The sequence below is a fragment of the Stenotrophomonas sp. YJH_SMC_6 genome, from assembly GCF_059371335.1.
In genome coordinates, this window is the sequence record NZ_JCAFUM010000010.1 from 51175 (window position 1) to 65117 (window position 13943).

Sequence of the window (13943 nt, forward strand, 5' to 3'; positions counted from 1 at the left end):
GGTTATCGCGCTTCATGAACGGGCGATTGCGCATTCATTTCAATCCGGCGGCGTATGCGCGGTCCGCCGCCTGGTAGTGCCGGCCGCTGGCCGGCTATCCCCACGCCTTCGGGCGCCCGGAAGCTGCCGGCCAGCGACCGGCACTACCGCCTTACTGCAGCAGGTCCCGTACCCGGTAGCTGCCCGGGGCGCGGCCCTGCAGCTGGCGGGCGGCGAACAGGGCGCCGCGGGCGAAAATGTCGCGGTTGGTGGCCCGATGCACCAGCTCGATGCGCTCGCCCAGACCGGTGAACTGCACCAGGTGCTCGCCCACGATGTCACCGGCACGCAGGCTGGCGTAGTGCGGCTCTGCCCCGCCCCGCTGCGCGGCCGCGCCCAGGGTCAGTGCAGTGCCCGACGGCGCGTCCTTCTTCTGGGTGTGGTGCGATTCGACGATGTCACAGTCCCAGCCGGCCAGCGCCTGCGCCGCGCGCTCGACCAGCTCGTCCAGCACCGCCACGCCCAGGCTGAAGTTCGAGGCCCAGACCAGCGGGATCCTCGCCGCCGCCGCCTCCAGCGCCTGGCGCTGCGTGCTGGAGATGCCGGTAGTGCCCGAGACCAGCCCCGCACCACGTTCCACGCACAGTGCCAGCATCGGGTCGAAACCCTCCGGCAGGCTGAAGTCGATCGCCACGTCGAATGCCGGCGCACCGGGCAGCTCGCTGGCCGCGAAGAACGGTACGCCATCGACCACGCGCTGGGCCGGCGCACGACCCGTCACCGCAGCGGCGATCTGCAGGGTTTCGGGATGTTCGGCGGCCAGCCGCAGCAGGGCCTGGCCCATGCGCCCGGAGGCACCGTGGATGAGCAATCGCAGGGGAGTCTGGTTCATGCCTGCAGGCTAGCGGCAGCACGCCCGCTCCGGCAAGCGCCATCGCTGCTACGCTGCATGCCCTTTCATGCAATGGATGGCAGTTCCCTCATGCAGATCAGTGAACAGCTGGTGCTGGTCACCGGTGCCGGGCGCGGACTTGGCCAGCACATCGCCCGCGCCTTCGCCGCGCAGGGCGCGCGCGTCATCATCAACTACCACCGAAGCGAAGGCGCTGCACGTGCTCTGGCTGCCGAGCTGGGCGGACAGGCGATCGCGCTGCCGGCCGATGTCACTGAGCGCGCCGAGGTCGATGCAATGCTGCAGCACGCCCTCGCCCACTTCGGCCAGGGCGTCACCACCGTAGTCAACAACGCACTGGCAGCGTTCTCGTTCAATGGTGATGCCCGCGACGGCGCCGCCGACATCGGCTGGCCGGCGTTCCAGGCGCAGTTCGAGGGCAGCGTGCGCGGCGCGCTGAACACCGTGCAGGCCGCCCTGCCCGGCATGCAGGCCCGTCGCTTCGGTCGGGTGATCAACATCGGCACCAACCTGTTCCAGAATCCGGTGGTGCCCTATCACGACTACACCGCCGCCAAGGCCGCACTGCTGTCGCTGACCCGTACCCTGGCCGGCGACCTCGGCCCGCATGGCATCACCGTGAACATGTTGTCGGGCGGCCTGCTGCGCACCACCGATGCCAGCGCCGCCACCCCGGAAGCAGTGTTCGACTACATCGCCGCCAACACGCCACTGCGCAGCGTCACCACGCCGGCCGAGTTCGCCGATGCCGCGCTGTTCTTCGCCAGCCCCTGGTCGCGCGCGGTGACCGGTCAGAACCTGGTGGTCGATGGCGGGCTGGTGCGGGACTGAGTCGATGCGCATCTCCGAAGTCAGCCGCCTGACCGGCGCCAGTGCCAAGGCCATCCGCCTGTACGAGGCGCGCGGACTACTGCCGCCGGTGCCACGCCTGAACCGCTATCGCGACTACAGCGAACAGGACGTGGCCTGGGTGCAGCTGATCCGTCAGGCACTGGGGCTGGGCATCACCCTGGCCGCGATCTCACGCCTGCAGGGCCGCGATGGACGGCTCGACTGGCCAGCGGTACTGGCCTTGCTGGAGCAGCAGCGCGGCCGCATCGCCGACGAGCGGATGCGGCTGGCAAAGGTCGAGCGCGACCTGCAGCTGGTCAGCGACGAACTGCAGCAGTGGCTGCACTCCGGCAGCGGCGACTGCATCCTGGAACCCAGCGGCTGCACCACCCCGGTTTGACTCTGCCCCTGGGGCAGACCCCAACCTCGCGCACTTTCCATTGCCCGAGGTTGCCGTGTCCCGTTCCATCCTGATCCTGCTCGGCCATCCCGACCGCGACAGCCTGTGCGGCGCCCTCGCCCAGCGCTACGCCACCGCCGCCGAGAACGCCGGTCACCAGGTACGCCTGATCGCGCTGGGTGACCTCCAGTTCGACCCGGTACTGCGCCACGGCTACCGTCAGATCCAGCCGCTGGAAGCCGACCTGCAGGACGCCGCGGAAGCGATCGAGGCCTGCGATCACCTGGTGCTGGTCTACCCCACCTGGTGGGGCGCGATGCCGGCACTGCTGAAGGGCTTCTTCGATCGCGTGCTGCTGCCGGGGTACGCCTTCCGCTACCGGCGCGATTCGGTGTGGTGGGACCGGCTGCTGGCCGGGCGCAGCGCGCGGGTGATCACCACGCTGGATACGCCGCCCTGGTACTACCGCTGGATCTACCGCGACCCGGGCGTCGCCCAGATCCGCGCCACCATCCTGCAGTTCTGCGGCATCCGCCCGGTGCGTGTCAGCCGCCTTGGCGCTGTACGCAGCAGTACAGCGGCACAACGCAGCAAGTGGCTGGCGCTGGCGGCGGACCTGGGCTCACGCGCCTGGTAGATCCACGCCATGCGTGGATGAAATGGTGGCCAGTGTTCCGCGTGTCGCGTTTGCCAATTGACCGCCAGGCACCGCGCCTCAAGGCTGTGCCCCCCCTGTTCCGGCCCGGGCAAAGCCCATGAAATCCTCGACTGTCTTCAGCAAGTGCGCCAGGAAGACCGGCTTTGCCGGGACCACGACTACCCGCTACCGCTTGCTGGATGACGCCCTGCTTGTCGTGAATCACCAGCGTGCCAGCGAAAGCCGGGGTTTCTATGTGAATGCTGGACTCTACTTTCCAGAGCTGCTCGAGCATCCCCTCGCACCTGACGATCTTGAAACGGCTTTCAGGTACCGCTCCAGCATTCCCACGCCCCACGTCGACTGGCGGATCGAAGAGACACCAGGCCTGCGCCGGGCCTTCATCCAGCAGGATCTTGAAGACCTGCTGCAGGCTGGTAACCGCGACGGACTGAAAGGCCTGCTGCTCGATGCCCTTGCCGACGTGGCCGGCTTCGCGGCAGCCCATGGGAACCGGGAATCGGTGCGGCGATTGAATCGGGATGGACGCTTCCGGGCGATCATCCGCAGAGAGGTCTGAACCCCGGAAGCGTGCGAACCAAGGTTCGCACCCACCAGCGCAGGAGAAGCAGCGTCAGTGCCGCTTCGGCGGAGTCGGCCCGCAGCTGTCGCAACCGCCACAGGCGCCACCACTCCCGCTCGCCGGCGGCGCGACCTTCCGCCCCAGCGCCTGCAGCCAGGCAGCACGGCCCGGCTTCAGCAGGGCCAGCGCCAACGCACCGCGCAGCTTGCGCACGGTACCGGGGAACTGCTTCTTCAGCACCACCCAGGCACTGACCAGCACGGCCACCGCGATGATCAGGTACTGGATCAGCAGGCCGGCATCCATCAGCCGCCTCCCAGCGCCCTGGTCACCTGGTAGGTGATCAGGGCGGCCACGTAGGCCGCCGCGAACAGGTAGAACGCAGCGAAGCCCATCTGCTTCCACGAGTTGGTCTCGCGCTTGATGGTGGCCAGCGTCGAGATGCACATCGGGGCGTAGATGTACCAGACCAGCAGCGACAGTGCGGTGGCCAGCGACCAGCCATCGCTGATCAGCGGGGTCAGTGCTTGGCTGGCGGCATCGTCATCGGCTGCCGACAGCGCATACACGGTGGCCAGTGAAGACACCGCCACTTCACGCGCGGCCAGGCCCGGGATCAGCGCGATGCAGATCTGCCAGTTGAAGCCCAGCGGCGCGAAGAATGCCGCCATCGCATGGCCGATCTGGCCGGCGTAGCTGTAATCGATCGCGGGCATGGTGGCCCCCGCCGGCGCTGCCGGGAACGACAACAGCACCCAGAGCAGGATGGTCAGCGCCAGGATGATGCCGCCAACGCGCTTGAGGAAGATCATGCCGCGCTCGTACAGGCCGACCGCCAGGTCACGCACGTGCGGCAGGCGGTACGACGGCAATTCCAGCATCAGCGGATGCTCGCTCTTGTCGCGGCGCCACTTCTTCATGATCCACGACATCGCCAGCGCGCTGAGGATGCCGGCCGCGTACAGGCCGAACAGCACCAGGCCCTGCTGGTTGAACACGCCCCATACCGTCTTCTGCGGAATGAACGCACCGATCAGCAGCGCGTACACCGGCAGGCGTGCGGAACAGGTCATCAGCGGCGCCACCAGGATCGTGGCCAGGCGGTCACGCGGGTCCTGGATGCTGCGCGTGGACATGATGCCCGGCACTGCGCAGGCGAAGCTGGACAGCAGCGGGATGAACGAGCGACCGGACAGGCCGGCAGCGGCCATCATGCGGTCGAGCAGGAACGCCGCACGCGGCAGGTAGCCGGATTCCTCCAGCACCAGGATGAAGAAGAACAGGATCAGGATCTGCGGCAGGAACACCACCACGCCACCGACACCGGCGATGATGCCGTCGGTCAGCAGGCTGGCCAGCGGGCCTTCCGGCAGCACGCTGCCGACGAAGGCGCCGAGCCAGGCGAAACCGGCCTCGATGGCGTCCATCAGCGGCGTCGCCCAGGCGTACACGGCCTGGAAGATCAGGAACATCACCACCGCCAGGCTGACCAGGCCGAACACCGGGTGCAGCAGCCAGCGGTCCAGCGCGTCGTCGATCTTCGCGGTCCGCGCCGGCATGCGCACGGCCACCGACAGGATCTCGCGCACCTTGGCGTGGTAATCGATGCCACCTTCCGGGCCCGGCACCGGTGCATCCAGGTGCGGGACCATCGCATCCAGGCGTTCGACCAGGGCCCTGGCGCCCTGCTTGCGCACCGCCACGGTCTCCACTACCGGCACGCCCAGCTCGCGCTCCAGCGCGGCCACGTCCACCTGGATGCCACGGCGCTGGGCCGCATCAACCATGTTCAGCGCCACCACCATCGGCTTGCCCAGCTCGCGCAGTTCCAGCGCGAAGCGCAGGTGCAGGCGCAGGTTGGTGGCGTCGATCACGCACAGCAGCACATCCGGCGCGGCTTCGCCCGGGTAGAAGCCCCGGCACAGGTCACGGGTGATCGCCTCGTCCAGGCTGGCCGGATGCAGGCTGTAGGCGCCCGGAAGGTCGAGTACCGCGAACTCGCGGCCGGACGGCGCACGCAGACGGCCTTCCTTGCGCTCGACGGTGACGCCGGTGTAGTTGGCAACCTTCTGCCGGCTGCCGGTCAGCTGGTTGAACAGTGCGGTCTTGCCGCTGTTGGGGTTACCGACCAGCGCAACGCGCAGGGGGGCGGTAGTGGCAGTAGCAGTCATGCGCGTCGTTCCTGGCTGGCGGCGTCGACCACGACCCGCTTGGCTTCACTGATCCGCAGCGCGAAACGGGTGAACCCGACCTGCACCAGCAGCGGCTCTCCCCCAACCGGACCCTTGGCCACCAGGCGCACTTCCTCGCCCTTCACGAAACCCAGCTCGCGCAGGCGACGGGCGATGGCATCGTTGGCATGCAGGTCCTGCACGGACTCGACCACGGCCGAGGTGTGCAGCGGCAGTTCGGACAGCGTCATCTAGCGTGTTCTCTGCTGGATGTAAATGGTTCTCGATTCTAACATTCCCGCGTCGCGTCATGGCCCATGACCAATGGCCCGCTATGATCCATACAGGTATGGAGTGACCCTGGAATCCCATGAACGATGCTTTGCAGATCGAGCGCAGCGGCGCCGTCCTCACCCTCTGGCTGAACCGGCCGGAGCTGCACAACGCCTTTGACGCCGGGCTGATCGCCCGGCTGACCGCCGCACTGGAGGCCGCCGGCCACGATGCTTCGGTGCGCGCGGTGGTGCTGGCCGGCCACGGCGCCTCCTTCTCGGCCGGTGCCGACATGCAGTGGATGCGCGGCATGGCGGCAGCCAGCGAAGCCGATAACCGCGAGGACTCGCTGGCCCTGGCCCGGCTGATGCGCACCCTGGACGAGCTTCCCAAGCCGACCCTGGCCCGGGTCCACGGCGCGGCCTTCGGTGGCGGCGTCGGCCTGGTCGCCTGCTGCGACATCGCCATCGCCAGCACCTCGGCCCGTTTCGGCCTGACCGAAAGCCGCCTGGGCCTGCTGCCGGCGGTGATCTCGCCCTATGTGATCGAAGCCATCGGCCCGCGCCAGGCCCGTCGCTGGTTCGCCACCGGCGAGCATTTCGACGCCGACACCGCGCTGCGCATCGGCCTGGTCCACCAGCTGGTCGAGCCCGAACGCCTGGACGAGGCCGTGCAACGCCAGCTGGCCCTGCTCGACAAGGCCGGCCCGATCGCCTCGTCCACCGCCAAGCAACTGGTCCGCCAGGTCCGCGACAGCCATGACCGCGACACCCTGGATCGCGATAATGCCGCCCTGATCGCGCGCCTGCGGGTGTCGGCAGAGGGCCAGGAAGGCCTGGGCGCCTTCCTCGACAAGCGCGCCCCCCATTGGGTCACGGAAGCCTGAACATGCTCGATCATCTTGGTTTGACCAGCGCCGACCTGGCGCGCAGCAAGGCCTTCTTCCTGCAGGCACTGGCGCCACTGCAGATCGGCGTGGTGATGGAAGTGACCGCCGAACAGACCGGCGCGCACGACCACATCGGCTTCGGCAGCGACGGCAAGCCGTTCTTCTGGCTTGGCAATGGCGGCACCGCCAGCCATGGCGTGCATGTGGCCTTCGCCTGCGCCAGCCGCGACCAGGTGGACGCCTTCCATGCCGCCGCCCTCGCCGCCGGTGGCCGCGACAACGGCGCCCCGGGCCTGCGCCCGTGGTATCACCCGGACTACTACGGCGCCTTCGTGCTGGACCCGGATGGCAACAACATCGAGGCGGACTGCCACCGCCCTGCCAATGGGGCAACCGCATGAGCGACTACGTCCGCATCGTCGAGGTCGGGCCGCGTGACGGCCTGCAGAACGAAAAGCAGTCGGTCTCCACCGGCGACAAGATCGAACTGATCAACCGCCTGTCGGCCACCGGCCTGCGCAGCATCGAGGCGACCAGCTTCGTCAGCCCGAAGTGGATCCCGCAGCTGGCCGATGCCGCCGAGGTCTACGCCGGCATCCAGCGCCGGCCCGGCATCCACTACCCGGTACTGGTGCCGAACGAACAAGGCTACGACCGCGCCCGTGCGGTGGGCGTGGAGGAAGTGGCGGTGTTCACCGCCGCCTCCGAGGCGTTCAACCGCACCAATACCAATGCCGGCATCGACGAGTCGCTGGCCCGCTTTGAACCGATCCTGCGCCGTGCTTCCGCCGATGGCGTGCGCGTGCGCGGCTACGTCTCCACCGTGCTCGGCTGCCCCTACCAGGGCGAAGTGCCGCTGGCTGATGTGGTGCGCGTTGCACGCGCCCTGCACCAGATGGGCTGTTACGAAATCTCGCTGGGCGACACCATCGGCGTCGGCACCCCACGCAAGGCACGGGCGATGCTGAAGGCGGTCGCTGCCGAGATTCCGATGGAAGCACTGGCCGTGCACTTCCACGATACGTACGGCCAGGCCATCGCCAACATCGCCACCTGCCTGGAAGCAGGCGTGCGCGTGGTCGACAGTGCGGTGTCGGGTGCCGGTGGCTGCCCGTATGCCAAGGGCGCCAGCGGCAATGTGGCCAGCGAAGACGTGGTCTACCTGCTGCAGGGCCTCGGCCTGGACAGCGGCGTGGACCTGCCGGCACTGGCCGAGACCGGCCGCTGGCTGGCCGGCCTGCTCGGCCGCGCCACCGCCAGCCGCACCGGGCAGGCGCTGGCCGCCGCCGGTTGACCGCCGCACTGCGCCGCCCCGCAAAGGCGGCGCAGTGCACAACAGCGGCGGTCGCGGCTTCCGTTAGAATCGGCGGTTCTCGAACCTGCAGGACCGTTCAATGCAGCTGTCTTCCGTACGTGCCGTGATCACTGGCGGCGTCTCCGGCCTCGGCCTGGCCGTGGCCCAGCACCTCGTCGCCCAGGGCGGCAAGGTGGCCCTGTTCGACCTCAACGACGACAAGGGCGCTGCCGCCATTGCCGGGCTGGGTGCCGACAAGGCCCGCTATTTCAACGTCAACGTCAGCGATGAGGCGGCGGTGACCGCGGCCATCGACCAGGCCCACGATTTCCTCGGCGGCCTGAACGTGGCGATGAACTGCGCCGGCATCCTGGGCGCCGGCCGCGTGCTGGGCAAGGAAGGCCCGATGCCGCTGGCCGGCTTCCAGGGCACGGTGATGGTGAACCTGGTCGGCAGCTTCAACGTTGCAAAGGCCGCTGCCAACCGCATGCAGCACAACGAGGCCGGCACCGACGGCGAGCGCGGCGTGATCATCAACACCGCCAGCATCGCCGCCTATGAAGGCCAGATCGGCCAGGCCGCGTATGCCGCCAGCAAGGGCGGCGTGGTCTCGATGACGCTGCCGATGGCACGCGAACTGTCGCGCTTCGGCATCCGCGTCAATACGATTGCTCCAGGCGTGTTCTGGACGCCGATGGTCGACGGCATGCCCGAAGCCGTGCAGCAGTCGCTGGCCGCCTCGATTCCGTTCCCGTCGCGCCTGGGCAAGCGGGAAGACTTCGCCAGCCTGGTCGGCTTCATCCTCGGCAACACCTACCTCAACGGCGAGACCATCCGCCTGGACGGCGCTACCCGCCTCGCTCCGAAGTGATTCCCCACGGGCGCCGGGACGGCGCCCTCCCCCAACGACCTAGATCACCATGAAAGCCAACGACATCAAGAAGGGCAACGTCGTCGAGTACAACAACGGCGTGTACCAGATCCGCGACATCGAGCGCAGCTCGCCGCAGGGTCGCGGCGGCAACGTCCGCTTCCGCTTCATCATGTACAGCGTGCCGGGCGGCAACAAGCTCGATGCCAGCTTCGATGCCGACGACAACCTGGTCGAGGTCGAACTGCTGCGCCGCCAGTCCACCTATTCGTACAAGGACGGCGACGCGTTCGTGTTCCTCGATGACGAGGACTACACCCCCTACACCCTGGACGCGGACGTGATCGGCGATGACGCCGGCTACATCACCGATGGCCTGACCGGCATCTACGTGCAGGTGATCGACGAGCAGCCGGTGGCGATCCAGCTGCCGGCCTCGGTGGTGCTGGAAGTGATCGAGACGCCGCCGGAACTGAAGGGTGGCACCGCCACCAAGCGCCCGAAGCCGGCCAAGCTCAACACCGGCATCGAGATCATGGTGCCGGAGTACATCGTCAACGGCGAACGCGTGCTGGTGAACACCGCCACCGGCGAATTCGCGGGCCGTGCCGACTAAGCGCCTCGCGCTGATCGGCTGCCTGTCCCTGCCTGCGGCGCGTTCGCCGCAGGCAGGCCATCGGATGTAGCAGTCGTGTAGCACCGAGCCCACGCTCGGCTGCTGTGCGTTGGACAGGGACTGCAGCCGAGCGTGGCTCGGCTCTACAGGTAGCTTACGGCTGCTTCGCGCCGAAATTGCCGCAGCCGTGGTACTGGCGGGTGCCGATGGTCAGGTTCACCTTGGCATCGAACGCCTCGCCACTCATGTCGTCCTGGCAGGTCGTGCGCTGGAAGCTGAGCTTGACGTCGGTGCCATCAGACGCCTTGCCACTCCAGCCGTCAGCACCTGCGGTGGGCTTGGCGACATCGAAACGACGCTCACCGTAATCCACTTCCACCTGCAGGCCCGGCGTGTCGCCGTCGACAACCGCCAGCCAGCCCGGCTCATTGCCGGTGGCACGGAATGCGGCATTGCCGGCGCTGCCATCGCCTTCAGTGGCTTCGACCGCATGGCACTCGCGATCGGCTTCGCCCTTCAGGCTCAACAGGCCGTCATCGCTGCCCTTGGTCCAGAAGCTGTTGCCCTTGCCATCGCCGTACTTGGCACCCGACGCCGCACGCTCGGAGGTCATGGCGAAGGTGCGTTCGCCGATCACCACCGTGGCCGCATCCTCGCCATTGAAGGTCGCGCGCACGCTCAGATCACCACACTGGTAGGCGGTCTCGCTGCCACCTTCGGTGCTGGCGCTCGGCTGCGGCGCGGCAGGCGGGGCGTCATTGCCGCCTGCGGCGGGCGGCTGGGCCGGCTGGCACGCGGCCAGCACCAACCCGAGGGAGGCTGCCAACAGACTGGGAACTACACGCATGGCTCGACTCCTTGTCGACACTACAGAGAGGCTCGACCCTACCACCTGTCGGTGAGCGGGGCCTGAAAGCGGCCTGACCGCGCTCATGCGGCCAGTACCGCCATCGACAACAGCTGCGCGCCGCTTTCGCCGGAACTGCAGGTCCACACCCGCAGCAGGCGCAGTTTCAGCTCGCGCTCCTGGCCCTGCCCGCGCACCGACAAGCGCACGTCGCTGGACAACAATGCCAGGCGTCCGCACAGCAGCGTTTCCACCGCGTACGACTGCAGGCTGCGCACCTGCAGGTTTCCGGCCAGCCAGTCGCCCAGCCAAGGCAGGTCGAGCAAGCGCCCGCCCTGCCCGTCCATCATGAACAATGCCGGCGATACCAGCGCGGTCAGCGCATCGTGGTCGTCATCCAGCAATGCCTGCCGCAGGCGCTGTTCCAGCGCTGCCAACTGCCGCTCATGCAGGTCTTCAACGATGTCCCGTTCCATCCACGGATCCTTCCGGCATCGGCCGGCGCCTGCGCAGGCGTTGCGCGATCCACTGCCGCGTGCCCTGCACCACTACATAGAAGACCGGCACGAAGAACACCGCCAGCACCGTCGCACTGACCATGCCGCCGAACACACCGGTTCCAATCGCCTGCTGGGTTTCCTTCGACGCGCCCTGCGCCAGCATCAGCGGCACCACGCCCAGCGCGAATGCCAACGAGGTCATCACGATCGGCCGCAGGCGCAGCCGCGCCGCCTCCAACGCCGCTTCAACCAGGCCGCGACCCTGCTGCTGCAGCTGGCGCGCGAACTCGACGATGAGGATCGCGTTCTTCGCCGACAGCCCGATCACGGTGATCATGCCGACCTTGAAGAACACGTCGTTGGGCATGCCCCGCAACAGCACCGCAGCAACCGCACCGAGCAGGCCCAGCGGCACCACCAGCATCACCGCCAGCGGGATCGACCAGCTCTCGTACAGTGCCGCCAGCACCAGGAACACCACCAGCATCGACAACAGCAGCAACCACGGCGCCTGCGCACCGGACTCCCGCTCCTGCAGCGACTGGCTGGTCCACTGCAGGGCAAAACCGGACGGCAGCTTCTCCGCCAACCGCTCCATCTCCGCCATGGCCTGGCCGGTCGACACGCCGGAGGCCGGTGCACCGGACAGGTTCAGCGCCGGGAAGCCGAGATAGCGCTGCAGCTGCAGCGGCGCCTCGGTCCAGTGCGGCGTCACCAGCTCCGACAACGCCACCATGCCGCCTTCGCTGTTGCGCACGTACAGCTTCAGCACGTCCTCCAGCTCCATCCGGTGGGGTGCATCGGCCTGCAGGATCACCTGCTGCAGCCGCCCCTTGTTGGAGAAGTCGTTGACGTACTGCGAGCCCATCGCCGCCGACAGCGTGCTGCTGATCTGCTCGAACCCCACGCCCATCGCCTCGGCCTTGGCGCGGTCGATGTCCAGCCGCACGCTGGTACCTGCCGGCAGGCCATCGGCATGCACCTCCGACAGCAGCGGGCTGGCCTCGGCCAGCTTCAGCAGCTGCTGCAGGGCCGCACGCAGTTCGGCCTGGCTCTGCCCGGTACGCGCCTGCAGGGCGAGCGAGAAGCCGGACGAACGGCCCAGGCTGTCGATCGCCGGCGGCATTACGCTCATCACCTCGCCCTCGGCAATCGTCGCCATCGCCTTCTGCGCGGCCTCCACTTCGCCGGCCGCGGTAGCCCCTGCACGCTCGCCCCAATCCTTCAGCATGGTGTAGGTCAGCGCCGCGCTCGGGCCGGAACCCGAGAAGCTGTAGCCGAGGATCGACTGGTTGGAGCCGATGCCCGGGCGTGACGCCACGTGCCGTTCGTAGGCTTCGACAACGGCCAGCGTGCGTTCGGCGGTGGCTTCGGCCGGCAGCTGGATCGAGGTCATGAAGTAGCCCTGGTCCTCTTCCGGCAGGAAGGCGCCCGGCAGCCAGTGCAGGCCCAGCAGCAGCGCCGCCACCAGAGCCGCGAACACGCCCATGACCCGCCCGCTCCGCTGCAGCACCGACGCCACACCACGCTGGTAACGCCCGGTCATCCGTTCGAAGCCACGATTGAAGGCGCCGAACAGACCGCCCCGACCATGGTGGCCATGGGTGTTCGGGCGCAGCAGGGTCGCGCACAGCGCCGGCGTCAGGCTCAATGCCAGCAGCGCCGAGAACAGGATCGATACCGCCATCGCCACGGTGAACTGGCGGTAGATCGCGCCCACCGAGCCGCTGGCCAGCGCCATCGGAATGAACACCGCAGTCAGCACCAGGGTGATGCCGATCACCGCACCGGTCAGTTCGCGCATCGCCTTGATGGTGGCCTCGCGCGGCGGCAGGCCTTCCTCGGCCATGATCCGTTCCACGCCCTCGACCACCACGATGGCGTCGTCGACGATGATGCCGATTGCCAGCACCATGCCGAACATGGTCAGCACGTTGATCGAGAAGCCCAGCGCCAGCATCACCGCGAAGGTGCCCAGCAACGCGATCGGTGCGACCAGCGCTGGAATCAGCGTGTAGCGCCAGTTCTGCAGAAACAGGTACGTCACTGCGAACACCAGCAGCATCGCCTCCAGCAGCGTCTGCACCACCTTCTGGATCGAGATCTTGACGAACGGCGCGGTGTCGAACGGAATGCTCGATTCCACGCCGCGCGGCAGCAGCGGCGCCAGCTCGGCCATGCGCTCGCGCACCGCCGACGCGGTGCGAACCGCGTTCGCGCCAGGACGCAGCTGCACGCCGGCGGCGGTGGCCGGATGGCCATCCTCGCGGGTGCCCCAGGCATAGCTCTGCGCGCCCAGCTCGACGCGGGCGACATCGCCCAGCACCACCCGCGAGCCGTCGGCCCCGGCGCGCAGCACGATGGCAGCGAACTGTTCCGGCGTGGACAACTGGCCATCGGCGCTGAGCGGCACGGTGATGCGCTGGCCCGGAACACCCGGAGAATCGCCGATGCGCCCCGGCGAGATCTCCAGGTTCTGCTGCTCGATGGCAGCGGCCACGTCACCCATGGTCAGCCCATAGCCGGTCAACCGGGTCGGGTCCAGCCACACGCGCATCGCCTGTTCGGCACCGAACAGCTGCACCCGGCCGACGCCATCGATGCGGCGCAGCTCCTCGATGATGTTGCGCGCCATGAAGTCGCCCAGTGCGGCCTCGCTGACGCTGGCATCCGGCGAACGCAGACCGACCAGCATCAGGAAGCCGGAATCGGCGGCCTCCACGAACAGGCCGTTCTGGCGCACGCTGCGCGGCAGGCGCGGCTCGATCGCCTTGATCCGGTTCTGCACGTCCACCTGCGCCAGCTCCGGGTTGGTGCCCGGCTTGAAGGTGGCGGTGATCGAGGCTTCGCCGGACGTGTCCACCGACGACTCGAAGTACAGCAGGTGCTTGACGCTGGACAGCTCGCGCTCGATCAGGCCGACCACCGCGTCATTCAGCGTCTGCGGGCTCGCACCCGGGTAACTGGCGTAGATGCTGACGCTGGGCGGGGCAACCGCCGGATAGCGCTCCACCGCCAGCCGCGGGATCGCCAGCACACCGGCCAGGATGATGAAGATCGCCAGCACCCAGGCGAACACCGGGCGATCGATGAAGAAACGTGCCATGTTGGATTTTCCTGGAGGGACCGGCCCGGTAGA

At 68.1% G+C, this 13943-nt stretch carries 16 protein-coding genes; 9 read left to right on the forward strand and 7 right to left on the reverse strand.

From position 1 onward, the window contains the following. Nucleotides 1-151: 151 nt before the first annotated feature. On the reverse strand, nt 152-871 hold the full coding sequence (dapB, locus tag AC5P9N_RS12590; protein ID WP_005409480.1) for a 4-hydroxy-tetrahydrodipicolinate reductase: 720 nt from the start codon (nt 869-871) through the stop codon (nt 152-154). Nucleotides 872-961: 90 nt separating this feature from the next. Here dapB and AC5P9N_RS12595 point away from each other — a divergent pair, with 90 nt between their 5' ends. The 4 genes from AC5P9N_RS12595 (at nt 962) to AC5P9N_RS12610 (ending at nt 3340) form a co-directional block, all read left to right on the forward strand. Next, a complete protein-coding gene (locus AC5P9N_RS12595) occupies nt 962-1723 on the forward strand; it encodes a 3-oxoacyl-ACP reductase (protein WP_414486345.1) in 762 nt (253 codons plus the stop codon). Between the two features lie 4 nt (nt 1724-1727). Further along, on the forward strand, nt 1728-2123 hold the full coding sequence (locus AC5P9N_RS12600; RefSeq protein WP_495223834.1) for a MerR family transcriptional regulator: 396 nt from the start codon (nt 1728-1730) through the stop codon (nt 2121-2123). Between the two features lie 55 nt (nt 2124-2178). Then, nucleotides 2179-2760, forward strand: coding sequence for an NAD(P)H-dependent oxidoreductase (locus AC5P9N_RS12605; RefSeq protein WP_012480066.1), 582 nt, complete (start codon nt 2179-2181; stop codon nt 2758-2760). Nucleotides 2761-2878: 118 nt separating this feature from the next. Continuing rightward, complete coding sequence (locus AC5P9N_RS12610; RefSeq protein WP_495223835.1) at nt 2879-3340, forward strand: DUF4304 domain-containing protein; 462 nt, start codon at nt 2879-2881, stop codon at nt 3338-3340. A 54-nt stretch (nt 3341-3394) separates the two neighbouring features. Here the strand turns inward: AC5P9N_RS12610 and AC5P9N_RS12615 are convergent, their stop codons facing one another. From AC5P9N_RS12615 to AC5P9N_RS12625, 3 genes are read right to left on the reverse strand one after another with little or no spacing between them, the layout of a single operon-like run. After that, nucleotides 3395-3649, reverse strand: a complete 255-nt coding sequence (locus AC5P9N_RS12615) for a DUF6587 family protein (RefSeq protein WP_005409475.1) — start codon at nt 3647-3649, stop codon at nt 3395-3397. After that, nucleotides 3649-5514, reverse strand: coding sequence for a ferrous iron transport protein B (gene feoB / locus AC5P9N_RS12620; protein ID WP_005409474.1), 1866 nt, complete (start codon nt 5512-5514; stop codon nt 3649-3651). Before feoB ends, AC5P9N_RS12615 begins: the two co-directional genes overlap by 1 nt. Further along, nucleotides 5511-5765, reverse strand: a complete 255-nt coding sequence (locus AC5P9N_RS12625) for a FeoA family protein (protein ID WP_005409473.1) — start codon at nt 5763-5765, stop codon at nt 5511-5513. The genes feoB and AC5P9N_RS12625 overlap by 4 nt, the downstream gene beginning before the upstream one ends. Nucleotides 5766-5884: 119 nt before the next feature. Here AC5P9N_RS12625 and AC5P9N_RS12630 point away from each other — a divergent pair, with 119 nt between their 5' ends. The 5 genes from AC5P9N_RS12630 (at nt 5885) to yeiP (ending at nt 9457) form a co-directional block, all read left to right on the forward strand. Beyond that, complete coding sequence (locus AC5P9N_RS12630) at nt 5885-6673, forward strand: enoyl-CoA hydratase/isomerase family protein (RefSeq protein ID WP_005409472.1); 789 nt, start codon at nt 5885-5887, stop codon at nt 6671-6673. A 2-nt stretch (nt 6674-6675) separates the two neighbouring features. Next, on the forward strand, nt 6676-7077 hold the full coding sequence (locus tag AC5P9N_RS12635; protein ID WP_495223836.1) for a VOC family protein: 402 nt from the start codon (nt 6676-6678) through the stop codon (nt 7075-7077). After that, nucleotides 7074-7970 (forward strand): hydroxymethylglutaryl-CoA lyase, encoded by an 897-nt coding sequence (locus AC5P9N_RS12640; RefSeq protein ID WP_099484312.1) that lies wholly within the window; start codon nt 7074-7076, stop codon nt 7968-7970. The genes AC5P9N_RS12635 and AC5P9N_RS12640 overlap by 4 nt, the downstream gene beginning before the upstream one ends. Nucleotides 7971-8070: 100 nt before the next feature. Next, nucleotides 8071-8841, forward strand: coding sequence for an SDR family NAD(P)-dependent oxidoreductase (locus tag AC5P9N_RS12645; protein ID WP_099484311.1), 771 nt, complete (start codon nt 8071-8073; stop codon nt 8839-8841). 49 nt (nt 8842-8890) lie between these two features. Next, a complete protein-coding gene (yeiP, locus tag AC5P9N_RS12650; RefSeq protein WP_005409468.1) occupies nt 8891-9457 on the forward strand; it encodes an elongation factor P-like protein YeiP in 567 nt (188 codons plus the stop codon). A 154-nt stretch (nt 9458-9611) separates the two neighbouring features. Here the strand turns inward: yeiP and AC5P9N_RS12655 are convergent, their stop codons facing one another. From AC5P9N_RS12655 to AC5P9N_RS12665, 3 genes are all read right to left on the reverse strand, one after another. After that, nucleotides 9612-10304: a COG3650 family protein gene (locus tag AC5P9N_RS12655; RefSeq protein WP_099484310.1), complete on the reverse strand. Its 693-nt coding sequence runs from the start codon at nt 10302-10304 to the stop codon at nt 9612-9614. An 83-nt stretch (nt 10305-10387) separates the two neighbouring features. Then, nucleotides 10388-10780 (reverse strand): nuclear transport factor 2 family protein, encoded by a 393-nt coding sequence (locus AC5P9N_RS12660; protein ID WP_049448951.1) that lies wholly within the window; start codon nt 10778-10780, stop codon nt 10388-10390. Continuing rightward, complete coding sequence (locus tag AC5P9N_RS12665; RefSeq protein WP_164212684.1) at nt 10761-13910, reverse strand: multidrug efflux RND transporter permease subunit; 3150 nt, start codon at nt 13908-13910, stop codon at nt 10761-10763. The genes AC5P9N_RS12660 and AC5P9N_RS12665 overlap by 20 nt, the downstream gene beginning before the upstream one ends. Nucleotides 13911-13943: the final 33 nt, after the last annotated feature.

Coding starts and splice junctions, on each gene's coding strand:
- AC5P9N_RS12630 (WP_005409472.1), top strand. CDS start 5,885: ATGAACGATGCTTTGCAGATCGAGCGCAGCGGCGCCGTCCTCACCCTC.
- AC5P9N_RS12610 (WP_495223835.1), top strand. CDS start 2,879: ATGAAATCCTCGACTGTCTTCAGCAAGTGCGCCAGGAAGACCGGCTTT.
- AC5P9N_RS12640 (WP_099484312.1), top strand. CDS start 7,074: ATGAGCGACTACGTCCGCATCGTCGAGGTCGGGCCGCGTGACGGCCTG.
- AC5P9N_RS12600 (WP_495223834.1), top strand. CDS start 1,728: ATGCGCATCTCCGAAGTCAGCCGCCTGACCGGCGCCAGTGCCAAGGCC.
- AC5P9N_RS12665 (WP_164212684.1), bottom strand. CDS start 13,910: ATGGCACGTTTCTTCATCGATCGCCCGGTGTTCGCCTGGGTGCTGGCG.
- AC5P9N_RS12615 (WP_005409475.1), bottom strand. CDS start 3,649: ATGGATGCCGGCCTGCTGATCCAGTACCTGATCATCGCGGTGGCCGTG.
- AC5P9N_RS12625 (WP_005409473.1), bottom strand. CDS start 5,765: ATGACGCTGTCCGAACTGCCGCTGCACACCTCGGCCGTGGTCGAGTCC.
- AC5P9N_RS12595 (WP_414486345.1), top strand. CDS start 962: ATGCAGATCAGTGAACAGCTGGTGCTGGTCACCGGTGCCGGGCGCGGA.
- AC5P9N_RS12655 (WP_099484310.1), bottom strand. CDS start 10,304: ATGCGTGTAGTTCCCAGTCTGTTGGCAGCCTCCCTCGGGTTGGTGCTG.
- AC5P9N_RS12660 (WP_049448951.1), bottom strand. CDS start 10,780: ATGGAACGGGACATCGTTGAAGACCTGCATGAGCGGCAGTTGGCAGCG.
- AC5P9N_RS12635 (WP_495223836.1), top strand. CDS start 6,676: ATGCTCGATCATCTTGGTTTGACCAGCGCCGACCTGGCGCGCAGCAAG.
- feoB (WP_005409474.1), bottom strand. CDS start 5,514: ATGACTGCTACTGCCACTACCGCCCCCCTGCGCGTTGCGCTGGTCGGT.
- AC5P9N_RS12645 (WP_099484311.1), top strand. CDS start 8,071: ATGCAGCTGTCTTCCGTACGTGCCGTGATCACTGGCGGCGTCTCCGGC.
- yeiP (WP_005409468.1), top strand. CDS start 8,891: ATGAAAGCCAACGACATCAAGAAGGGCAACGTCGTCGAGTACAACAAC.
- dapB (WP_005409480.1), bottom strand. CDS start 871: ATGAACCAGACTCCCCTGCGATTGCTCATCCACGGTGCCTCCGGGCGC.